This is a genomic window from Rhizobium ruizarguesonis (assembly GCF_017357285.1).
In the GTDB taxonomy this organism is placed as follows: Bacteria; Pseudomonadota; Alphaproteobacteria; order Rhizobiales; family Rhizobiaceae; genus Rhizobium; species Rhizobium ruizarguesonis.
In genome coordinates this window covers 2,076,750-2,097,876 of record NZ_CP071678.1, presented here as the reverse complement: position 1 = coordinate 2,097,876, position 21,127 = coordinate 2,076,750, and the positions used below count along the sequence as shown (strand labels likewise).

At 59.5% G+C, this 21,127-nt stretch carries 18 protein-coding genes, 1 tRNA gene and 1 pseudogene; 10 read left to right on the top strand and 10 right to left on the bottom strand.

The genetic code is table 11. The annotated features are described in order from the left end of the window. Nucleotides 1-162: 162 nt before the first annotated feature. Nucleotides 163-489 (bottom strand): HlyU family transcriptional regulator, encoded by a 327-nt coding sequence (locus J3P73_RS10405; RefSeq protein WP_024320601.1) that lies wholly within the window; start codon nucleotides 487-489, stop codon nucleotides 163-165. Between the two features lie 37 nt (nucleotides 490-526). Continuing rightward, nucleotides 527-1,777, bottom strand: a complete 1,251-nt coding sequence (gene ilvA / locus J3P73_RS10400) for a threonine ammonia-lyase (protein ID WP_027689011.1) — start codon at nucleotides 1,775-1,777, stop codon at nucleotides 527-529. A 138-nt stretch (nucleotides 1,778-1,915) separates the two neighbouring features. On the opposite strand from ilvA, the gene J3P73_RS10395 reads away from it, so the two are divergent. Continuing rightward, nucleotides 1,916-2,350 (top strand): VanZ family protein, encoded by a 435-nt coding sequence (locus J3P73_RS10395; protein WP_207580003.1) that lies wholly within the window; start codon nucleotides 1,916-1,918, stop codon nucleotides 2,348-2,350. A 288-nt stretch (nucleotides 2,351-2,638) separates the two neighbouring features. Here J3P73_RS10395 and J3P73_RS10390 read toward each other — a convergent pair. After that, nucleotides 2,639-2,723 (bottom strand) — tRNA-Leu (locus J3P73_RS10390). 219 nt (nucleotides 2,724-2,942) lie between these two features. After that, nucleotides 2,943-3,539 (bottom strand): NAD(P)H:quinone oxidoreductase type IV, encoded by a 597-nt coding sequence (wrbA, locus tag J3P73_RS10385; RefSeq protein WP_018073296.1) that lies wholly within the window; start codon nucleotides 3,537-3,539, stop codon nucleotides 2,943-2,945. Between the two features lie 221 nt (nucleotides 3,540-3,760). Between wrbA and J3P73_RS10380 the strand changes: the two genes are divergently transcribed. From J3P73_RS10380 to J3P73_RS10355, 6 genes are all read left to right on the top strand, one after another. Further along, nucleotides 3,761-4,537 carry a competence/damage-inducible protein A gene (locus tag J3P73_RS10380; RefSeq protein WP_024320598.1) on the top strand — a complete coding sequence of 259 codons (777 nt, stop codon included), beginning with the start codon at nucleotides 3,761-3,763 and terminating at the stop codon, nucleotides 4,535-4,537. A 109-nt stretch (nucleotides 4,538-4,646) separates the two neighbouring features. Further along, nucleotides 4,647-5,489: a universal stress protein gene (locus tag J3P73_RS10375; RefSeq protein WP_024320597.1), complete on the top strand. Its 843-nt coding sequence runs from the start codon at nucleotides 4,647-4,649 to the stop codon at nucleotides 5,487-5,489. Between the two features lie 180 nt (nucleotides 5,490-5,669). After that, a complete protein-coding gene (gene gpt, locus J3P73_RS10370) occupies nucleotides 5,670-6,164 on the top strand; it encodes a xanthine phosphoribosyltransferase (protein ID WP_018073292.1) in 495 nt (164 codons plus the stop codon). 194 nt (nucleotides 6,165-6,358) lie between these two features. Next, a complete protein-coding gene (locus J3P73_RS10365; RefSeq protein ID WP_130655239.1) occupies nucleotides 6,359-6,949 on the top strand; it encodes a hypothetical protein in 591 nt (196 codons plus the stop codon). Between the two features lie 629 nt (nucleotides 6,950-7,578). Then, entirely contained in the window at nucleotides 7,579-11,394 is a 3,816-nt protein-coding gene (locus tag J3P73_RS10360; RefSeq protein WP_130661454.1) for a vitamin B12-dependent ribonucleotide reductase, read from the top strand. 240 nt (nucleotides 11,395-11,634) lie between these two features. Continuing rightward, a complete protein-coding gene (locus J3P73_RS10355) occupies nucleotides 11,635-12,543 on the top strand; it encodes a COG3904 family protein (protein WP_012757080.1) in 909 nt (302 codons plus the stop codon). Between the two features lie 185 nt (nucleotides 12,544-12,728). On the opposite strand, the gene maiA is transcribed toward J3P73_RS10355, so the two are convergent. From maiA to hppD, 4 genes are all read right to left on the bottom strand, one after another. Next, nucleotides 12,729-13,361 carry a maleylacetoacetate isomerase gene (gene maiA / locus J3P73_RS10350; protein WP_207579916.1) on the bottom strand — a complete coding sequence of 211 codons (633 nt, stop codon included), beginning with the start codon at nucleotides 13,359-13,361 and terminating at the stop codon, nucleotides 12,729-12,731. Beyond that, nucleotides 13,358-14,383, bottom strand: coding sequence for a fumarylacetoacetate hydrolase family protein (locus J3P73_RS10345; protein ID WP_207579915.1), 1,026 nt, complete (start codon nucleotides 14,381-14,383; stop codon nucleotides 13,358-13,360). Before J3P73_RS10345 ends, maiA begins: the two co-directional genes overlap by 4 nt. 39 nt (nucleotides 14,384-14,422) lie before the next feature. Next, nucleotides 14,423-15,784 carry a homogentisate 1,2-dioxygenase gene (gene hmgA, locus J3P73_RS10340; protein WP_207579914.1) on the bottom strand — a complete coding sequence of 454 codons (1,362 nt, stop codon included), beginning with the start codon at nucleotides 15,782-15,784 and terminating at the stop codon, nucleotides 14,423-14,425. A gap of 61 nt (nucleotides 15,785-15,845) precedes the next feature. Continuing rightward, nucleotides 15,846-16,955 carry a 4-hydroxyphenylpyruvate dioxygenase gene (hppD, locus tag J3P73_RS10335; RefSeq protein ID WP_207579913.1) on the bottom strand — a complete coding sequence of 370 codons (1,110 nt, stop codon included), beginning with the start codon at nucleotides 16,953-16,955 and terminating at the stop codon, nucleotides 15,846-15,848. 130 nt (nucleotides 16,956-17,085) lie between these two features. Here hppD and J3P73_RS10330 point away from each other — a divergent pair, with 130 nt between their 5' ends. Then, on the top strand, nucleotides 17,086-17,586 hold the full coding sequence (locus J3P73_RS10330) for an Lrp/AsnC family transcriptional regulator (protein WP_207579912.1): 501 nt from the start codon (nucleotides 17,086-17,088) through the stop codon (nucleotides 17,584-17,586). A 20-nt stretch (nucleotides 17,587-17,606) separates the two neighbouring features. On the opposite strand, the gene J3P73_RS10325 is transcribed toward J3P73_RS10330, so the two are convergent. Continuing rightward, nucleotides 17,607-18,068, bottom strand: coding sequence for an Lrp/AsnC family transcriptional regulator (locus J3P73_RS10325; RefSeq protein ID WP_131663815.1), 462 nt, complete (start codon nucleotides 18,066-18,068; stop codon nucleotides 17,607-17,609). 122 nt (nucleotides 18,069-18,190) lie between these two features. Here J3P73_RS10325 and J3P73_RS10320 point away from each other — a divergent pair, with 122 nt between their 5' ends. Next, complete coding sequence (locus J3P73_RS10320; protein ID WP_207579911.1) at nucleotides 18,191-18,982, top strand: phenylalanine 4-monooxygenase; 792 nt, start codon at nucleotides 18,191-18,193, stop codon at nucleotides 18,980-18,982. Nucleotides 18,983-19,069: 87 nt separating this feature from the next. On the opposite strand, the gene J3P73_RS10315 is transcribed toward J3P73_RS10320, so the two are convergent. Continuing rightward, entirely contained in the window at nucleotides 19,070-20,083 is a 1,014-nt protein-coding gene (locus J3P73_RS10315) for a L,D-transpeptidase family protein (RefSeq protein ID WP_130760685.1), read from the bottom strand. A 118-nt stretch (nucleotides 20,084-20,201) separates the two neighbouring features. Here J3P73_RS10315 and J3P73_RS10310 point away from each other — a divergent pair. After that, a pseudogene (locus tag J3P73_RS10310) lies at nucleotides 20,202-21,094 on the top strand (LysR family transcriptional regulator). Nucleotides 21,095-21,127 lie beyond the last annotated feature (33 nt).

The window sequence follows — 21,127 nt, the reverse complement described above, 5'->3', positions numbered from 1 at the left end:
CGAAACAGTCAAACACGGGGGTGTCCTGCAAATCCTGCAGGCGATACCTTTCACCGCAATCCTTTAAGATTGCGTGAGTGAGAAGGCGCTCGCTGGAGCGCACCCGGGTCACACACAGGAATAGTTGCAGCCGGTATCCAGGAGCTATGCCCGGATCCCGATTCAGACCTGACGAAGCTTCTCGCCGTCACCAAAGAGCGACGAACCATGCTGATCGATGATCTGCTGCGCCTTGCGCACTGTGCATTCGATCGCATCGTCGGAGGACGTAAACAGATCGGCGCGGATGAAATTGCGCACTAGCACCTCCTCGCCGACCTTCTTTTCAATGCGGCCGGCAAGGCGATACTGGCTGCCTTCCCTACGCGGTTCGGCATAGATCGTGCAATCGCCGTAAAGCTGCGGCTCGCCGGAAGGGCCTGCCGCTTCCGTAGCCGGTTTGCTGCCGCCGGAGAACATCGAAAAGATATTTGAAATGAACGAAGCCATGCTCCGCCTTTAGCACGGCGATATCGCTGTCGCCAAGTCAAATGATCAAGTTGGCGAGGATCTCGTTTTCGGTAATATCCTCGTAACCCATGCCGGCTGCTTCGAAATTTCCGATCAGCCGGGCGAAATTCTCAGGCGCCTTGGTTTCGATGCCGATCAGGATGGAGCCGAAGTTGCGCGCCGATTTCTTTAGATATTCGAAGCGGGCGATATCGTCGTCGGGGCCGAGCAGATTGAGGAAATCCCGGAGTGCACCAGGGCGCTGGGCGAGCCGCAGGATGAAGTATTTCTTCAGCCCTGCGTAACGCATGGCTCTTTCCTTTACGTCAGGCAGACGCTCGAAATCGAAATTGCCGCCGGAGACGACGGCAACGATGGTCTTGCCGCGGATCGCTTGGCCGTCCATCGCGGCGATCGCCGTCAGCGACAGGGCGCCGGCCGGCTCCAGCACGACACCCTCGACATTCAGCATTTCCTGAATGGTGACGCAGATGGCGTTCTCAGGCATCAGTTGCACTTGGCTTGCCGGAAAATCGCGAAGAGCCGCGAAATTCAGGTCGCCGATGCGCGCCACTGCAGCGCCATCGACGAAATTGTCGACCTTGGGAAGCGTCGTCACCTTGCCCGCTTCGATGCTGCGCTTAAGGCTCGGCGCGCCGGCCGGCTCAGTGAAGACGAAAGCCGATTTCGGCACCGTGCCGTCGAGATAGCCGGTGATGCCGGCGGCAAGTCCGCCGCCGCCAACCGGCAGGACGACCATGTCCGGCACTGTTCCCTCCGGCAGCTGCTGCATGATTTCGGCGGCGACGGTCGCCTGGCCTTCGATGATGTCGGCATGGTCGAAGGGCGGCACCATGACTCCACCGACCGCCTCCACATGTTCGCGGGCGGCTTGGTAGCACTGGTCGAAGAAGTCGCCGAACAGCCGGATGGTGATGAATTCAGCGCCGAACATACGGGTCTTGTCGATCTTCTGTTGCGGTGTCGTCACCGGCATGAAGACGACGCCCGGCACGCCGAAATGGCGGCAGACGAAGGCAAAGCCTTGGGCGTGATTGCCGGCCGAGGCGCAGACGAAGGTCTTTCCGGAGGCACCCTGCCCGATCGCCTTGCGGAAGAAATTGAAGGCGCCGCGGATCTTGTAGGAGCGCACCGGCGACAGGTCCTCGCGCTTCAGCCAGATATCGGCCCCATAGCGGGCCGAAAGGTGATCATTGAGCTGCAGCGGCGTTGCCGGAAAAAGGCTGCGCATCGCCTCTTCGGCGCTTTCGACATCAAGTCTCGTCACAGGCGTGGTCCATTCTCTCAATTAGCCACCGCCGCTATTGCACAGGCCGACCGGCAAAAGAAAGCCCGTTTCGGCCGTTTCCGGTTCGCTCCCGGACCGGTTCGCTCCGAGGAAGGCTTTCTTAAGCCAATCGCGAAATTGGCGGCACATGAACTGATTTTAACTGTCAATGAAAAGGGCGGCCACTTATATGAAGCTATGATGATCTTTAAATTCGCAAAACCGCTCGCCTGGCTGCTGCTCGCCTTCATCTTCTTCGTCACGGTTTCGCCGATCGGAGAGAGGCCGGATACAGTCACGATGGTCGATGTTGACCGCGCGGTTGCCTATCTACTCCTCGGCCTCGCCTTCGCGCTTGCCTATCCGAAACAATGGAAAACGGTGGCCGTGCTGCTGATCGTCGGCGCATTCGCCATCGAATGGCTGCAATATTTCGCGCCGAGCCGCCATCCGCGCCTGCATGACGCGAGCATCAAGGCGATGGGCGCAGCCCTCGGGCTTCTGGCTGGCTGGGTGATAAACAGGTGGCGCGATACGAAGGCGCCAAACGCCCTTCCGTTCGCAGAACGCTGATTATCAGCGGGATCGGCTAGAAAGCGCGCAATTGCACCGCCCAGAAGAACAGTGGTATCGCGGCCATCGCAGTTGCGAGAACAAGCGCGACACTGGTCTTGAAGACGCGGATGCGCCTAGTCCTTGCCCCACTCCAATCGTAAACCATCGTCTTACTCCCACAAGACAACACTTACTCAACCGCCGCGGCGCAATCCTTGCACCGAAAATGCCATATGCAAGCAATAACGCGCTTTTATCCACAAAATACACGCATAATACAAGCATATTCGAACGGGATTATGAAGGTGGTGCGGGCGACGGGGGTCGAACCCGTACAGCCAAGGCCGAGGGATTTTAAGTCCCTTGCGTCTACCAGTTTCGCCACGCCCGCTTGCGGCGTTTTCAATACCTTGCGTCATGGGCGATGGGAAGAGCCACAGCCGTAAAAATCATGCCTGTTTTGGCCAGTTGCACCGCAGAATGATCCGTCACACATTTTCCGCCCGAAAGCCGCGGCCGAACAAGGGGCACTCGGTCTGTCGCGAGAGAAAACGGAAAAGACGCGGCGAGCCTCACGCCCGCCGCGCCTTTGTCATTTCAGTATCAAAGATCAGGCGAGCTTGGCAGCAAGCTTGGCGACATGGGCGCCCTGGTATTTTGCGCCTTCCAGCTCGATCTCGGAAGGCTGGCGCGAGCCGTCGCCGTTGGTGATGGTGGAGGCGCCGTAGGGCGAGCCGCCCTTGACTTCCTCGGTGCCCATCTGGCCCTGGAAGGCATAAGGCAGGCCGGCAACGACCATGCCCTGGTGCAGGAAGGTGGGGATGAAGCCGAGGATGGTCGTTTCCTGGCCGCCGTGCTGGGTTGCCGAAGAGGTGAAGACCGAACCGAGCTTGCCGACGAGTTTGCCGGCGAACCAGAGGCCGCCCGTCTGATCCCAGAAATTGCGCATCTGCGAGGCGACCGTGCCGAAGCGGGTGCCGGCGCCGACGATGATCGCGTCATAGTCCGCCAGTTCGTCAACGGTGGCGATCGGGGCCGCCTGGTCGACCTTGTAATAGGAAGCCTTGGCAACATCTTCCGGAACCAGTTCCGGAACGCGCTTGACGGTGACGTCGGCGCCGGCCGACTTCGCGCCTTCGGCAACGGCATAGGCCATGGTTTCGATATGGCCGTAAGCCGAATAATAAAGGACGAGAACCTTCGCCATCTTCAATCTCCCTTGGAGCACTGGTTGAATTTCTTGACCGAGGAGTTCTATCAGCGCCTGTTTCGGAACACAGCCATGCCGTGAAGAACTCAGTGTTCAACATCCGTAGACGAAAATTCACTTGCGTTTTCATTTCAGCAAAAATGAACGTATCCGGCGGCTGTTTGCAAAGCGGCCGAACGGCACTACCTATTCACCAGCCTCAGATCACGGAACATCCCATGAGCCAAGACATCGTCGTCACCGCCGCCATGCTCGCCATCGGCGACGAACTTCTTTCCGGCCGCACCAAGGATAAAAATATCGGCCACCTCGCCGATTTGCTGACGCTTTCCGGCATCGACCTCAAGGAGGTGCGCATCGTCGCCGACGACGAGGAGGCGATCGTCGAGGCGTTGAACGCGCTTCGCGGCAAATATGATTACGTCTTCACCTCGGGCGGTATCGGGCCGACGCATGACGACATCACCGCCGATGCCATCTCCAAGGCTTTCGGCGTGCCCTGCGAATATGACGAGACGGCAATGACGCTGCTTGCCGAGATGTACCGGCGCCGAGAGATGGAATTCACCGAGGCGCGCCAGCGCATGGCGCGCATGCCGCGAGGGGCTGCGCATATCGCCAATCCGGTCTCAACGGCGCCCGGCTTCATCATCGGCAACGTCCATGTCATGGCCGGCGTGCCGCAGGTCTTCCAGGCGATGGTCGACAATGTGCTGCCGACGCTTCGAAGCGGCACGCCGGTGCTTTCGCTCGCCATCGCCTGCCCTTACGGCGAAGGCGAGATCGGCACGCCCTTGACCGCTATCCAGAAAGCACATCCGGAAACCAGCATCGGTTCCTACCCGCGCTATATCGGCCAGAAATTCTCAACAGAGATCGTCGTGCGCGGCCGCTCGCAGGCGGCAATCGATGCAGCCGGCGCCGAGGTGCAGGCTATGATCGACGCCATCCGCCAAAAGAAGGACATCGCCGAAAACCATTCCGCGGAGGCCTGAGGGAAACGCCGGAACTCAAAGGCCATCCTTGATCCCTATCAAGGAACAGGAGAACGGTCCGGTGCATTCCTTCCCTCGCGCACGCCATTTCAGCGCAAGGAGAATTGATATGTCTTACAAAACCATTCTCGCCATTCTCGATACATCAGACAATAGTGCTGCGGTTGCCGATTTCGCCTTTGCCATTGCTGCTCAAAGCGGCGCCCATGTGATCGGCCTGCATGCCGAAATCATCTCCGCCGTGCCGCTGGTGGCGCCGATGGAAATCCCCGATCCCGTTGCCGTGCAGGCGCTGCAGGACATGGCGCATAGCGAAACGATTGCCGTGGAGCGCATCTTTCGCGCGAAAGCTGAGGCATCAGGCGCCTCCTCCGAATGGCGCAGCTTTGCCACATCCACCGGATACGGCTCCGCACCGCTGATCGAAAGTGCCCGCAGCGCCGACCTCTTGATCGCCTCACAGGCCGACCCGGCCAGACCTTCCGACAGCCACGTCGACGTCGACAGCTTTCTCTTCGAAAGCGGCCGGCCGGTGCTGATGATCCCCTATATCATCCGCCAGCCGAAGCCGATCAAGCGTGTGCTGATTGCCTGGAACGGATCGAAGGAGGCGGCGCGCGCGACCTTCGACGCGCTGCCGATCCTCAAAGCCGCCGACGAGGTGGAGATCTTTTCGGTCGATCCGGCCGACACGGCGCTGCAATCGCCGCTGACCGCAGGCGCCGACATCGCCGCGACGCTTGCTCGTCATGGCGTGAAGACGACGCTTTCGACGGCCCAAAGTGTGGACAAGAGCGCATCCCATGTCATCGAGAACCGGCTTTCGGACAGCAGCATCGACCTTCTCGTCATGGGCGCCTATACACATTCCTGGCTCTGGCAGATGATCTTCGGCGGCACGACCAAGACCCTGCTGCAATCGATGACGGCGCTGACGCTGTTATCGCGTTGATTGGCTGCTCTTGCCTTTTGCCGGCAAATCCCGCTAATTGCGGCGACCGATGACAGCTTCGAGCTCGGCCCCCTCTCGCGCAGTTCCGGCTGCGCGATTTGCGTTTTGCCAATCGCCGCTTCAAGCCCGTCCGGTCGCCGGCAAACGGCGTGTCGTTTTTTCATGCCGCGGAGCAGCCCGATGTCCCTTCCCGATAAAGCCTTTCCCGTTTCCTGGGATCAGTTCCACCGCGATGCGCGCGCCCTTGCCTGGCGGCTTGCCGGCCTTGATCAGACGTTCAAGGCGATCGTCTGCATCACCCGCGGCGGCCTCGTTCCGGCCGCGATCATTTCGCGCGAACTGAATATCCGGCTGATCGAGACCGTCTGCGTCGCGTCCTATCATGACTATGTGAACCAGGGCGACATGGTGCTGCTCAAGGGAATAGCGCCCGAACTTATGGAAAATGGCGGCGAAAGCGTGCTGGTCGTCGACGATCTGACGGATACCGGCAAGACCGCCGCACAGGTGCGCACCATGCTGCCGAAGGCACATTTCGCCTGCGTCTACGCCAAGCCGAAAGGCGTGCCGACCGTCGACACTTTCATCACCGAGGTGAGCCAGGACACCTGGATCTATTTCCCCTGGGACATGGGCTTCACCTATCAGGAGCCGATCGCCAAAGGCGCGGGCTGATCGCCACCGATCACGGCGCGCAACCATCGTATTTACCACTTGAAATTGTTCCAGATTTTGTCAGCGAGGTTTCCTGAATCCGCTATCAGGGTCTGCACATCTATTTTACCTTGTCCTAATAGACTTGGCGACGTGCGAATCATGTCAGGTTGCGCTTAAAGCGTGCAACGAACGATGCGACATAAGGAAACAAGATGGCGCGGTGGTGGCATATAAGAACGGTTGTGACCTTCGGGCTGGCGACCTTTCTGTTTCCGCTGGCGCCTGTCCGCGCCGAGCCTGCCTATATTCCCCTCGTGCGCGACTATGTCGACAAGCAGATCCGGCCGATGGTGGAAACGCCCTTGGTGCTGAACGCCATTGCCGAGCAAAACGCGCAATTCGACAATGTCAGCGAAATGGATATGCGGGTGCTCGACGAGACCTACCGGTCGGAGGTCGATCAACACCAGTTGCATATGGTCAAGCTGCTGCTCGACAAATCCGTGTCGCACTACTTGAAAGCCAGGCAAGACACCTCGCAAGGGGTGATCGTCGAATTTTTCGTCACCGACTCGCATGGGCTGAATGTCGGGCAGAGCACCATCACCGCCGACTATTGGCAGGGCGATGAGGAGAAATATCTTAGAACCTTCGCCAACAGTTCCCGGGAGATCTTCATCGACCGGGCCGAACGCAACGAATCCACCCAGAATCTCGAAACGCAGGCCAGCTTCGTCGTCATGGACGAAGAGAACAGGCCGATTGGCGTCGCCATCGTCACCATCGCCATCGATGCGCTCTAAGAGCATGTCGCGCAAAAGTGTACGGTTTTGCGATAACGACGCGCTTTAGGAGCGCTGATTTCACCGGCGAATCGGCATGCGCATTTGCGCCGGAAATGCCATCACAAGATTTGCCGCAGGGACGCTTTTTTGCCGTTTCGACCTTTTCCTTAGCCGGCAACACCTGCAAGCCATTGTAATTTCAGCGCTCCCCGGCTTTCCCCAATCTCCACAGGCGCATCCACAACATGTTGTGGTTAGCAATCAATTAAAAGCCAGCCCTTGACGGAATCAGCTGTTTCAAACTTTACTGTTACTGATGTTGCGGCGGCGACAGGACGAGCCCGGTTCCCTTTTGAAAATTAGGACGCAGAATCAGGGCGATGGACCGGGAACGGTTCAGGCCTGACAGGTTTTTGCGCGGTTTTCAGCCTCCAAAAAAAGTGACATCGGGGCTGGCGATAATAAGCTGTTAATACTATATTTAGTGTTTGCAGCCACCATCACCACAAGATACAGGAAGATCATCTCCGGATGACACCCCTGTCACGATACGGAAACGAGACTGGCTGCACGACCAAAAAAGTGCCGCCGGATAGAAATTTTGCGCCCCGGTCGCGGGGACCGGGCGCCAACACGAGGTCAAGACCATGCGCATCGAACGTCGTTTCACGAAGGCCGGCCAAGGCGCCTATGCGGATATCGAATTCCGCAAGGCGACGAGCGAGATCAAGAACCCTGACGGTTCGATCGTGTTCCGCCTCGAGAATATCGACGTTCCCGCGCAGTTCTCCCAGGTCGCGACCGACGTTCTGGCGCAGAAGTATTTCCGCAAGGCCGGTGTTCCCACCCGACTGAAGAAGGTCGAGGAAAACGACGTTCCTTCCTTCCTGTGGCGCTCCGTTCCCGACGATGCTGCGCTGAAGACCCTGTCCAAGGACGAGCAGACCGGCTCCGAAATCGATGCGCGCCAGGTCTTCGACCGTCTTGCCGGCACCTGGACCTATTGGGGCTGGAAGGGCGGCTATTTCTCCTCCGAGGAAGATGCCTCGGCCTTCAAGGACGAGCTTGCCTATATGCTCGCCACCCAGCGCGTCGCCCCGAACTCGCCGCAGTGGTTCAACACCGGCCTGCACTGGGCCTACGGCATCGACGGCCCCGGCCAGGGCCATTTCTATGTCGACCCCTTCACCGGCAAGCTGACCAAGTCCAAGTCGGCCTACGAACACCCGCAGCCGCATGCCTGCTTCATCCAGTCCGTCGAGGACGATCTCGTCAACGAAGGCGGCATCATGGACCTCTGGGTGCGTGAAGCGCGCCTGTTCAAATACGGCTCCGGCACCGGCTCCAACTTCTCGATGCTGCGCGGCGAAGGCGAAAAGCTTTCCGGCGGCGGTCGTTCCTCCGGCCTGATGAGCTTCCTGAAGATCGGCGACCGTGCCGCCGGCGCCATCAAATCGGGCGGCACGACGCGCCGCGCCGCCAAGATGGTGGTCGTCGACATCGACCATCCGGATATCGAGGAATACATCAACTGGAAGGTCAAGGAAGAGCAGAAGGTTGCGGCTCTCGTGACCGGCTCGAAGGTCGTCGCCAAGCATCTGAAGGCGATCATGAAGGCCTGCTTCAATTGCGAAGGCGGCGATAACGGCGATTGCTACGACCCCAACAAGAACCCTGCCCTGAAGCGCGAAATCCGCGCCGCCAAGAAGGATCAGGTTCCCGAGAACTACGTCCAGCGCGTCATCCAGTTCGCCCGCCAGGGCTACAAGGATCTCCAATTCAAGACCTACGACACGGATTGGGATTCGGAAGCCTACCTCACGGTATCGGGCCAGAACTCCAACAATTCCGTATCGATCAAGGACGACTTCCTGCGCGCCGTCGAGAATGATGGCGAATGGAACCTGACCGCACGCAAGGACGGCCGGGTGATGAAGACGCTGAAGGCCCGCGATCTCTGGGAAACCATCTCCTACGCTGCCTGGGCTTCGGCCGATCCGGGCATCCACTTCAACACGACGATGAACGACTGGCACACCTCGCCGGCCGGCGGCCCGATCCGCGGCTCGAACCCGTGCTCGGAATACATGTTCCTCGACGACACGGCCTGCAACCTTGCCTCGCTGAACCTGCTGCAGTTCAAGGACAAGGCCACCAAGCGCATCAACATCGCCGATTACGAACATGCGGTTCGCCTGTGGACCGTTGTGCTCGAAGTCTCGGTGATGATGGCGCAGTTCCCGTCGAAGCGCATTGCCGAACTCTCCTACGAATACCGCACGCTCGGCCTTGGCTACGCCAATATCGGCGGCCTGCTGATGTCGTCAGGCATTCCCTATGACTCCACTGAGGCCCGCGCCATCGCAGGGTCGCTGACCGCGATCATGACCGGCATCTGCTATGCGACCTCGGCCGAAATGGCTGCCGAACTTGGGCCCTTCCCGAACTTCGCACCGAATCGCGAGAGCATGCTCAAGGTCATTCGCAACCATCGCCGTGCCGCGCATGGCGAGAGCTCCGGCTATGAGGCCCTGTCGATCAACCCGGTCGCGCTGATCCATTCGGAAAACCCGGACCAGGATCTCGTCGCCCACGCCAAATCGGCCTGGGACAAGGCGCTCGAGCTCGGTGAACAGCATGGCTACCGCAATGCCCAGGTCTCGGTCATCGCGCCCACGGGCACGATCGGTCTCGTCATGGATTGCGACACCACCGGCATCGAGCCCGACTTTGCCCTCGTCAAGTTCAAGAAGCTCGCCGGCGGCGGCTACTTCAAGATCATCAACCGCGCCGTGCCCGACGCGCTGCGCACGCTCGGCTATTCGGAAAGCCAGATCGCCGAGATCGAGGCCTATGCCGTCGGCCACGGCAACCTGAACCAGGCACCGGCCGTCAATCCGTCGACGCTGAAGACCAAGGGCTTCACCGACGAGAAGGTCGAAGCCGTCAACGCCGCGCTGAAGAGCGCCTTCGACATCAAGTTCGTCTTCAACCAGTGGACGCTCGGCGCCGACTTCCTGAAGGAGACGCTGAAGGTTTCCGACGAACAGCTCGCCGACATGAGCTTCAGCCTGCTCGACCATATCGGCTTCTCGAAGAAGGACATCGAAGCCGCCAACATCCATGTCTGCGGTGCGATGACACTGGAAGGCGCGCCCTTCCTCAAGAATGAGCACCTGCCGGTCTTCGATTGCGCCAATCCGTGCGGCAAGGTAGGCAAGCGCTACCTCTCGGTCGAAAGCCATATCCGCATGATGGCGGCTGCCCAGCCGTTCATCTCCGGCGCAATTTCCAAGACGATCAACATGCCGAACGAGGCGACCGTCGAGGATTGCAAGAACGCCTACATGCTCTCCTGGAAGCTTGGCCTCAAGGCCAACGCGCTCTATCGCGACGGCTCGAAACTGTCGCAGCCGCTCAACTCCTCGCTGATCGAGGACGAAGACGACGAGGATGCGCTGGAGGAACTGCTGCAGGCGCCGCTGGCCGCCCAGGCCGTTACCGTCACCGAGAAGATCATCGAGCGGGTGATCGAACGAGTTTCGCGCGAACGCGAGAAGCTGCCGAACCGCCGCCAGGGCTATACCCAGAAGGCCGCCGTCGGCGGACACAAGGTCTATCTCCGCACCGGCGAATTCGGCGACGGCCGCATCGGCGAGATCTTCATCGACATGCACAAAGAAGGCGCTGCCTTCCGTGCGATGATGAACAATTTCGCCATCGCCATCTCGCTCGGCCTGCAATATGGCGTGCCGCTCGAGGAATATGTCGAGGCCTTCACCTTCACCAAGTTCGAGCCGGCCGGCATGGTCATCGGCAATGACGCGATCAAGAACGCCACCTCGATCCTCGATTATGTCTTCCGCGAACTTGCCGTCTCCTATCTCGGCCGGCATGACCTCGCGCATGTCGATACGTCGGATTTCTCGAACACGGCGCTCGGCAAGGGTATCCAGGAAGGCAAGACCAACCTGCTCTCCACCGGCTGGACCCGCGGCTACAAGCCGACGCTGGTGTCCGGCACCGGCGGCGAACGCCAGGCAGGCGAACCCAAGGGTGCGGCGACCGCCGCCCCTGCCCGCGCCGCCTCCACCGGCACCGTGACTGCCTTTGCAGGCGCCGCTGCCCGCAAGCTGGAGCCGACGGTCGCCATCGCCACCTCCGAAATCGTCGCCTTCAAGCGCGATTACGAGGAGCGCGCCAAGGAATTGGCGGAAGAGATCGCCGAAGAGGTGACCGAGGAACTCACCAGCGACGCAACGGCGTTGTTCTCCGACAAGGCGGCAGCCGACGCGGCAACGGCGAAATCCGAAGCCAAGAAGCGCGAAGCCGAACGCCGCCAACGCTCGATCATGCAGGGCTATACCGGCAACATGTGCTCGGAGTGCCAGAACTTCACCATGGTGCGGAATGGTACCTGCGAGAAGTGCGACACGTGTGGTGCTACGAGCGGGTGCAGCTGAGTAGGCGGTGGTTGTGTAGCGCCACCCGAAGGCGTCCGAGAAAAATTGATCGATAGTGAAAAGCCGCCGACAGTCAGCTGCGGCGGCTTTTTTTGGCCGAGACGATCGCCACTCGTTTGAAGCTCGAGATAGACGCCGCGGTCTTCTCACTTCTCCTACAGCCTGCCTGGTGAGCTACGAGCAGGCTTGCAAGAACATTCGTCGCAATGTTGAATAGTTACAGTAAACGCGGGGGAATCGATGCGTTACATCGTGGCTGGGTTGTTGTTTCTATGCGCATTTCCTCTGTCTGCGGCGGAGATCACGCGAGAGCCGTTGGAGGGCGACACAGACCTGATCTCCGTCACGGGCGTCTTGAACGAAGGCGACGAAATTGTCTTCAGAAACCTGGCCGCCGCCTCCAGCAAAGCCCTTGTTTTTCTAAACAGCGAGGGCGGTGATCTCAAAGCCGGGATTGAGATCGGACGTGCCATCCGCCTTCGAGGCTTTGCCACTGCCACCCCGCCGGGGACCTTGTGCGCGTCGGCTTGCGCCCTGACCTGGCTTGCCGGTTCGCAGCGGTTTCTTCAGCCCGAATCCAATATCGGTTTCCATGCCGCCTATCGCGTGGTCGACGGAAAGGCCAGCGAGAGTGGTGTCGCCAACGCACTGGTCGGAGCTTATCTCAACCAGTTGGGATTGTCCGAGACTGCCATCGCCTACGTGACGTCGGCACCGCCTGAAGGCATCGCGTGGCTGACGGCCGCGAAGGCGCAGATGGTGGGCATCACTTACGACGCGATTGACGAGGACGGACCTGATCCGGCGTCCGAGGCGGGCAAGACGTTTCCCCACGATCCCATGGGCACGGTGACGGCCTTCTACTCCGCGCTCGCCGCAGCCGATGGTGAAACCGCCTCAGCGCTGGTCGTTCCGGAGAAACGCGGCCAAGGCCCATTCAACGAAGTGTCGATCCACGCCTTCTTCGGCGCGATGTCGGAGCCGCTCAAACTCACGGGAACGGCACTACGCGGCAATGATGATGTCCGGGTTTCGTACGAATACGTCACCAATGATGGACGTCGCTGCCAGGGTCGTGCCGATGTCCAGACCACCTACGTGTTTGGCAAGACCCTGGTCTCGAGGATCAAGGCGCTTGATGGCTGCTAGACAAATTACCGCACCTCGCCCGCGGACCGGCGATGCTTACTCTTCATACCTACAGGAATTGGCATCGCATTCGCCGCGATCGTGAGATCCCAGTCCACGCGATCTGGTGTGTGCCGGCCATTGATGCGAGAGCCGCAGGAAGAAGGGATGCTTCTTCGAATTTCGTCCCGGGTCCCGCTCTGCCGTTACGGCTTCACGCGGTCGGGATGCGCCGCCTGGAAGGCCGGCAGGTCTGCGCATCCGGCGTCGATGTCGACGATGCGCTTGAAAGCGGTCAACTCAACGCCCCAGCGACGGGCGTTGTAGACCTGGGGAACGAGGCAGAGGTCCGCCATCGTCGGCGTATTTCCAAAGCTGAACGCGCCATCGGCTTTGCCGATCATGGTTTCCAGTTTGCCCAGTCCGTCGGTAATGAAATGCTTCATCCATTCCTCGCGGGCATCGGCCTTGTCAGCCATGCTCATCAGATGTGACACGACATGCAGGTTGCAGATCGGATGGATGTCCATGGCGACCGCATATGCGAGAGCGCGGACTTTCTGGCGATCGGCAATGTCAGATGGCAGCAATCCGCATTCCGGCCTGGTCTCAGCGAGGTATTCGACGATCGCCAGCGACTGCGTCAGTGTTTTCCCGTCGATCACCAATGTCGGCACCAGTCCCTGCGGGTTGAGGGCCAGATATTCCGGCGTCCTGTGCGCGCCCTCCAACAGGTTGATGGGCACGGTCTGATAATCGATGCCCAGGAGATTGAGCGCGATGCGGACGCGATAGCTCGCCGATGATCTCCAGTAGTCGTAGAGAACGACCTCCTTCATTGCGGCCCGGCTCCGCTGTATTTCTCGACCGTCTGCTCGATCGCCCCGAAGATCGAATGGCCGGCCTTATCCTTCATCTCGATGCGGACCTGATCGCCGAACTTCATGAAGGCGGTCTTCGGCGATCCGGTCTCGATGGCCTCGATCATCCTGAGTTCGGCGATGCAGGAGTAGCCGCTTCCGCCGTCTTCCACCGGCTTGCCCGGGCCGCCGTTGAGCTTGTTGGACACCGTTCCCGAGCCGATGATCGTGCCGGCCGCGAGATTGCGGGTTTTGGCGGCGTGGGCGATCAACTGGCCAAAGTCGAAGGTCATGTCGATGCCGGCGTTGGCGTTGCCGAATGGCTTGCCGTTCAGGCTGACGAGCAGCGGGAGATGCAGCTTGCCACCGTCCCACGCATCTCCAAGCTCATCCGGCGTCACCGCGACCGGAGAAAATGCCGATGCCGGCTTGGACTGGAAGAAGCCAAATCCCTTCGCCAATTCGTCCGGGATCAGACTGCGCAGCGAAACGTCGTTGACGAGCATCAGCAGGCGGACGGCGCCGCGTGCAGCCTCCGGGCTGGACCCCATGGCAACGTCGCCGGTTATGACGGCGACCTCGCCCTCCATGTCGATCCCGTAAGCCTCGTCGGCCATCACGATCGGGTCGCGCGGCGCAAGGAAAGCGTCCGACCCGCCCTGATAGATCAGCGGATCGGTCCAGAAGCTCGCCGGCATCTCGGCGCCGCGTGCCTTGCGCACCAGTTCGACATGGTTGACGTAAGCGGAGCCGTCGGCCCATTGATAGGCGCGCGGCAAAGGTGACGTAGCGTCATGTTCGTGAAACCGGATCGTCGGCTGGGCGCCGGTCTCGACGCCTTCGGCAATGAGCGCGAGCCTCGGAGCCACATGCTCCCAGTCATCGAGTGCTGCCTGCAATGTGCGGGCGATATGACCGACCTCGGAACAGCGGGTCAGGTCGCGGGAAACGACGACGAGCCGGCCGTCCCGCGTGGAGTCTTTTAACGTCGCAAGTTTCATGTCCGAATTCCGTGCAGGAGGATGACTTCAGTTGATGCATCACTTGATGCCGGGGGTTCCGTCGAACTTGCGTTCCAGGCCGTCCCAGCATTCCAGGTAATTATCCTGCAGCGTTTCGAGCTCGGCTGCGTATTTCGTCAGTTGCTGCGGGTACCGGGTCTCGAACATGAAGGCCATGGTGTGATCGAGCTTCACGGGTTTGAGCTCGGTATTGGATGCCTTTTCGAAGGCGAGCGCGTCCGGCCCGTGGGGAAGCATCATGTTGTGCAGGCTCATGCCGCCCGGCACGAAGCCCTCCTCCTTGGCGTCATATTGGCCATGGATCAGGCCCATGAATTCGCTCATGATGTTGCGGTGGTACCAAGGCGGTCGAAACGTATGTTCGGCGACCAGCCAGCGCGGCGGAAAGATCACGAAATCGACGTTCGCCGTACCCGCATCTTCGGTCGGCGCGGTCAGCACCGAAAAGATCGACGGATCGGGATGATCGAAGCGGATAGCGCCGACCGGCGAGAACGTCCGCAAGTCGTATTTGAACGGGGCGTAGTTGCCGTGCCAGGCCACCACATCCAGCGGCGAATGGCCGATGTCGGTGACACAGAATTTTCCGCACCACTTCACATGCACGCGGCACGGCGTTTCCTTATCCTCGAATGCGGCGACAGGCGTCTTGAAGTCACGCGGGTTTGCCAGGCAGTTGGCGCCGATCGGTCCGCGGTCCGGCAGGGTGAATTTCGCGCCGTAGTTCTCGCAGATGTAGCCACGCCAGACCGTCTGGTCGCCACCCCTCATGATCTTGAACATCATGCCGCGCGGGATAAGGCATATTTCCAGGGGCTCGACATCCATGATGCCCATTTCGGTGAACACTCTGATGGCGCCGAGCTGCGGCACGATCAGCAATTCACCATCGGCGTTGAAGAAGTAATCGTCGACCATGTCCTCATTGAAGACATAGGCATGGGCTGACATGCCCACCTGGGTGGTGGCATCGCCTGCCGTGGTGATGGTCCGCACCCCCTCGAGAAACGTCAGCTTCTCCGAGGGTGCGGGGATGGGATCCCAGCGAAGCTGGCCGAGAGGAAGCGAATGTTCGTCCAGGCAAGGTGCGGTTTTCCAGAGCGGATAGGACGCGTTGGAGAAGCGGCGGGTGTGACGCACGCTCGGGCGGATGCGGTAAAGCCAGGACCTTTCGTTGGTCCCGCGCGGCGCGGTGAACGGCGAGCCGGAAAGCTGCTCCGCATAAAGACCGTAATTGCATTTTTGCGGGCTGTTCTGGCCCTGCGGCAAGGCGCCGGGAAGCGACTCGGTTTCGAAGTCATTGCCGAACCCCGGCATATATTTCAGCGTGTTTGCTGTCGCGGCTTCACCATCCGACGTCTGGATCGATGTCTGGTCCATGCTCACTCCTCCCCGAACACTCCAGCGCCGCGCGTCTGAAAGATGCGCGGCGCTAGTGAGTTTACTCCGCTGCAGTCCCGATGACACCACGCTTGATCTGATCGGCCTCGATCGACTCAAAGAGAGCCCGGAAATTGCCTTCGCCGAAACCCTCGTCGCCCTTGCGCTGGATGAATTCGAAGAAGATCGGGCCGATGACGGTCTTGGAGAAGATCTGCAGCAGGATTTTCGTCATGCCGCCATTCACCACACCTTCGCCATCGATGAGGATACCGTGTTTCTTCATGCGTTCGACAGGTTCACTATGGCCGTTCACGCGTTCATAGGACATGTCGTAATAGGTCTCCGGCGGACCCGGCATGAAACGCAGGCCGTTGTCGGCCAGCCTGTCGGTGGCGTCGTAAATATCCTCCGTTCCAACGGCGATATGCTGGATGCCCTCGCCCTTGTACTTCTTCAGATATTCCTCGATCTGGCTGGTGTCGTCCTTCGATTCATTCAGCGGAATGCGGATTTTGCCGCAGGGCGAGGTGATGGCGCGGCTCACCAGACCGGTGATGCGCCCGTCGATATCGAAGAAGTGGATCTGCTTGAAATTGAACAGGTTGCGGTAAAAATCCCACCACTTGTCCATGTTGCCGCGGAAGACGTTGTGCGTCAGGTGGTCGAGATAATAGAAGCCGATGCCCTGGGGATGCGGGTTGCGCTCGCGGAGCCAATCGAACTCGGCCTCGTAGGCCGATCCCTTGGCACCATAGGTCTCGACGAAATAGAGCAGCGAGCCGCCGATGCCGACAATCGCCGGAACATCGAGCATCTTGTCGTCCCCTTCATACGGGACAGCGCCTTTTGACACCGCATGCTTGAACGCGTGTTGGGCGTCGACGACGCGCCAGGCCATCGATGGGGCGCAGGGGCCGTGATTTGCGACGAAACGCGCGGCATGACTGCCGGGTTCGGCGTTCAGGACATAGTTGATGTCACCCTGGCGCCAGACGGTGATGTCTTTCGTCTTGTGCTTGGCTACAGCAACGTAGCCCATGCGTGTCAAGAGCTCGCGCAGTGTCTCGGGCTCAGGATGGGCGAACTCGACGAATTCGAAGCCGTCGGTGCCGGCCGGATTGTCGGCGGTGATTTCCGAGGGCGGCGCATCATGCGGGAAAGGACCCATTTACTTTCCTCCAGAGGAGATTGCATTTGATATGCAAAGTGTGGCCCAAAACGCGTGCAAAGTTCTTGCATTCTTTATGCTTCAGGAGGAGATTATGCACGATCCGTGAGCGTTTTGGAGATTTCGTGCAATGGATGAGCCGCTCGATAAATTGGATCTGCGCCTGCTCCAGGAACTTCAAAAGGATGGCAGGTTGACGAACAACGAGTTGGGCGAGCGGATCGCGCTTTCACCTTCGCAATGCTCGCGCCGGCGGACGAGACTGGAGGCTGAGGGATATATCCGCAGCTACCGGGCTCACCTCGATCGGCAGAAGTTGGGGCTCGATATGCTGGTGGTCATTTCCGTGACGCTTGCGACCCATAACAGAGACAATGCCCGCCGGTTTTCGCAGCTGATCAACGGACTGCCGGAAGTTCTCGAAGCCTATGCCTTGACCGGTGAAATGGACTATCACCTGACGGTGGCGACCCGCGGGCTCGCCGACCTCTCCAAATTCGTCAACGACATTCTGTTGCCCCACGAGTCGGTGCAGCACGTGAAGACGTCGATCGTCCTCGACACGCTGAAGACATTCGAAGGCTTTCCGATACACATGCCAGGCGGTTGGCATGGTGACAGCACGCGATAATCCGGGTTGTAAGCGTCAGTTCAGATCGGCAGTTCGGTCGAGAATTTCAGCTCGCGCAGCACAAAGCTCGAGACGACTGTGCGCACATGCGGGTTGCGCATGAGATAGCGGGTCATGAAGGCTTCGTAGCTTTCCACGTCGCTTGCCCTTATCTTCAGCATGTAGTCGAAGGCGCCGGACAAGGCGTAGCATTCCATGATCTCCGGCCGTTCCAGCACCACGGAAGCGAAAGACGCGACCGCCTCTTCGTGGTGATCCTCCAGCGTCACATGCGCGATCACGCAGAGCTTGAGATCGAGTTTTCCAGGATCGAGCAGCGTCACCCGCTTGCGGATGACGCCGTCGGCTTCCAGTTCCTGGATCTTCCGCCATGCCGAACTCTGTGACATGCCGGCCTTTTCCGCCAGGTCGGCCAGCGAAAGGCTGCCGTCGGCCTGGACGAGCTGCAGAAGCTTGCGGCGAAAATTCCCAGGTTCTTTCATTTTTTACCCCTCATTCGGGAATATTTCCCACCATTATGGCGACATCCAGCAGGAAAGAAAAGAAAATCCTCTAAACTCGGATCATAATGACAGGAAAGCGCAGTGCTCGGGAGGATCAGCACATGACCAAGGAAAGCAGCTACACCGCCAAACTGCCCCACCCGGATGGCTTATACGATTACACCCCCGATGAAGATGCGATCTGGGGCGAACTCTACCGGCGTCAGATGAAATTGCTTTCCGATACCGCCTGCCGCGAATATCTGGACGGCGTCAAAATGCTGGGGCTGAAGCCCGATAAGGTGCCTCAGCTTCTCGATGTGAACAGACGCCTGAACGAGACCACCGGTTTCGGCGTGGAAGGCGTGCCAGCGCTCATTCCGCCGTCGCGCTTTTATGAGCTTCTGTCGCAAGGCAAATTCCCGCTCGCAACCTTCCTGCGCCGTCGCGAACATATCGACTATATCGAGGAACCGGACCTGTTCCACGAGGTCTTCGGCCACTGCCCAATGCTCACCAACCAGAGTTACGCCAATTTCGTCCGGCATTTCGGCGAAACGGCCGTCCGCCTCGGCAAGGGCTATTCATGGCACCTGTTCCGGATCTTCTGGTTCACCGTCGAATTCGGCCTGATCAATACGCCGCAAGGCCGCCGTTGCTTCGGCGCGGGCATCGTCTCATCGCCCAGCGAAGCGAAGGCGGCCATGGAAGGCAAGGCGTGCGAATTCCGGCCGTTCGATCTGCTGAGCGTGCTGAGAACGCCCTACCGGATCGATATCCTCCAGCCGATCTACTATGTCATCGACAGCTTCGCCGATCTTGAAGCGATTGTGGAGCAGGATATCGAGGCCACCATCCTCAAAGCAAAACAGCTGGGAGATTTCGCCCCCGCTTTCGAAGCCAAAGCGTCGTGAACGCCGATGATATGGCGGCGCCAGACGCAAACTACATCCCATTGGCGACAAGCCGGGGAAGATGGCGGGATTTGCGACGTATTCCCGTCACTTCGGCGTGGCTGAACTTCGACTGACGAAGTCCACCAGCACACCGGGCTTGACCATACCGGCCAGTTCTTCGGCGTCCCAGTTCGTCAGCCGCACGCAACCGTGCGAGCCAACCTTGTCGATGAGCTTCGGCTCCGGTGTCCCGTGTATTCCATAGGTCGGTTCGGTCAGGTCGATCCAGACCGTGCCGACCGGGCCGTTCGGCCCTTTCGGAATCGTCAGGACCTTGTCGTTCTTTCCCTGCTTGAAGTTGCGCTTCGGGTCATATCTGTAGACCGGCATCCTGGCGACGCCCTTGACCTTGTGCTTGCCCGACGGCGCCGGATTGTCTTCGCTTCCGATCGTCGCGGGATAGACTGCAAGCAGTGATCCATCCGCGGCATAGGCGAGCACCTGTCCCGTCTTCCTGTCAGCCTCGATCTTCTTGACCTTTCCTTGCCTTGGAGGGCCGGGATCCACGACCCACACCGTATCGCCAGGAGCAAACTGCGAAGCCGGGTTGAGCGCATGCACGAGATCGATGCCCATGTGGAACCGCTCGGATAACTTCTCTGCAACGCTCGTATATCCCAAGCTCTGCATCTTCGCCTTCTCACCATAGTCTTCGGGAATCCTGTCAACGAGATCCTTGGCATCCTCTGCCGAGACGACATAACTTTCAACGATCGGGGCAACGATGGCGGCATTGCCTTCCAGGCGGGAGGCGACATCCGGATCCGGCCTCCCGTCGACAGGAAGATTGTTCATAGCCTCGAAGCCGGCCACGGCCTTGTTGACGTTCTCCCCGTATAATCCATCGATCACACCGGGAGACGAGCCTGCACGGTCGAGCAGGACCTGAAGGCGGACCATGGCCGGGTCTGGATCTGCGGGCTTAGGCTTCCCTGCCCCAATAGACGCAATCGACGCGGTATTGATTGCTTCGGGTCGGAGTTCCCGCGCGGCAGCACCGCCAACGAAGATGGCCAGAGCGAGCAGCGACATCGGCAGGGCTGTTTTCATGGACGACAAATGGCCGGCGCCGCAACTTGTTCCCGTGCGAACCGAGCCAGGCGGGTGTTCACGATGATTTCAATATCGAGTTTCTGCAAATTCAGTACAACCGCCATTTGATCCGAAGGAACTCATCATGCCGCGCGAGAGCGTCAATGACCTGATGGCCTTTCTGGCAGTCGCCAGAGAGAAGAGTTTACGCGCGCGGCGGCGAAGCTGGGCGTATCTCAATCGGCGCTCAGCCATATTGTCCGCCAGCTCGAAACGCGGCTTGGAATCCGGCTTTTGACCCGTACCACGCGGGCCGTTTCGCTCACCGAGGCTGGAGAACGATTGTTCCAAGGCGTGGGACCACACTTCGACGAGATCGAGGCTCAACTGGAAACACTCACCGCGTTTAGGGAAAAGCCGGCCGGCAACATCCGCATCACTGCATCCGACCATGCGATAAAGTGGATCATCTGGCCGAAGCTCCAGCGCTTCCTACCCAACAATCCTGATATCAAGGTGGAGCTGATCCGCGAGAATGGGCTGTCGGATATCGTGACGGAGCGCTTCGACGGGGGCGTCCGGATGGGCGAGCAGGTGGCGAAAGACATGATCTCGACTCGCATCGGACCTGATTTCCGTTTTGCCGTCGTCGGGGCACCCTCATATTTCGATGGCAAAGAGATTCCCGAGCATCCGCAGGACCTTGTCCGCCACAACTGCATCAATGAGCGCCTGCCCACCTATGGGGGCTTCTGGGCATGGGAGTTCGAAGACAACGGGAAAGAGATCAAAATCCGGGTCGAGGGACAGCTTGCCTTCAACAACTCCTATCAAGGCGTGGAAGGGGCTCTGGAAGGGCTTGGATTGGCTTACATACCGGAAGACGTCGCTCTTCCGTATATCGCGGAAGGCCGTCTGAGACGCGTTCTGGAAGCCTTTTCGCCATACTGGGATGGCTACCATCTCTACTATGCCAGCAGAAGGCAGTCCTCTCCGGCTTTCGTGGCGTTGGTGGACGCACTACGCCACCGAGCCTGACGATCGGAATCGTGCATATGTCATCCTCTTTTC

Bases quoted from the DNA above. Each gene is read 5' to 3' on its own strand.
- J3P73_RS10405 (WP_024320601.1), bottom strand. From the start codon at position 489: ATGGCTTCGTTCATTTCAAATATCTTTTCGATGTTCTCCGGCGGCAGC.
- wrbA (WP_018073296.1), bottom strand. From the start codon at position 3,539: ATGGCGAAGGTTCTCGTCCTTTATTATTCGGCTTACGGCCATATCGAA.
- J3P73_RS10380 (WP_024320598.1), top strand. From the start codon at position 3,761: ATGAGCCAAGACATCGTCGTCACCGCCGCCATGCTCGCCATCGGCGAC.
- J3P73_RS10375 (WP_024320597.1), top strand. From the start codon at position 4,647: ATGTCTTACAAAACCATTCTCGCCATTCTCGATACATCAGACAATAGT.
- gpt (WP_018073292.1), top strand. From the start codon at position 5,670: ATGTCCCTTCCCGATAAAGCCTTTCCCGTTTCCTGGGATCAGTTCCAC.
- J3P73_RS10365 (WP_130655239.1), top strand. From the start codon at position 6,359: ATGGCGCGGTGGTGGCATATAAGAACGGTTGTGACCTTCGGGCTGGCG.
- J3P73_RS10360 (WP_130661454.1), top strand. From the start codon at position 7,579: ATGCGCATCGAACGTCGTTTCACGAAGGCCGGCCAAGGCGCCTATGCG.
- J3P73_RS10355 (WP_012757080.1), top strand. From the start codon at position 11,635: ATGCGTTACATCGTGGCTGGGTTGTTGTTTCTATGCGCATTTCCTCTG.
- maiA (WP_207579916.1), bottom strand. From the start codon at position 13,361: ATGAAGGAGGTCGTTCTCTACGACTACTGGAGATCATCGGCGAGCTAT.
- J3P73_RS10345 (WP_207579915.1), bottom strand. From the start codon at position 14,383: ATGAAACTTGCGACGTTAAAAGACTCCACGCGGGACGGCCGGCTCGTC.
- hmgA (WP_207579914.1), bottom strand. From the start codon at position 15,784: ATGGACCAGACATCGATCCAGACGTCGGATGGTGAAGCCGCGACAGCA.
- hppD (WP_207579913.1), bottom strand. From the start codon at position 16,955: ATGGGTCCTTTCCCGCATGATGCGCCGCCCTCGGAAATCACCGCCGAC.
- J3P73_RS10330 (WP_207579912.1), top strand. From the start codon at position 17,086: ATGGATGAGCCGCTCGATAAATTGGATCTGCGCCTGCTCCAGGAACTT.
- J3P73_RS10325 (WP_131663815.1), bottom strand. From the start codon at position 18,068: ATGAAAGAACCTGGGAATTTTCGCCGCAAGCTTCTGCAGCTCGTCCAG.
- J3P73_RS10320 (WP_207579911.1), top strand. From the start codon at position 18,191: ATGACCAAGGAAAGCAGCTACACCGCCAAACTGCCCCACCCGGATGGC.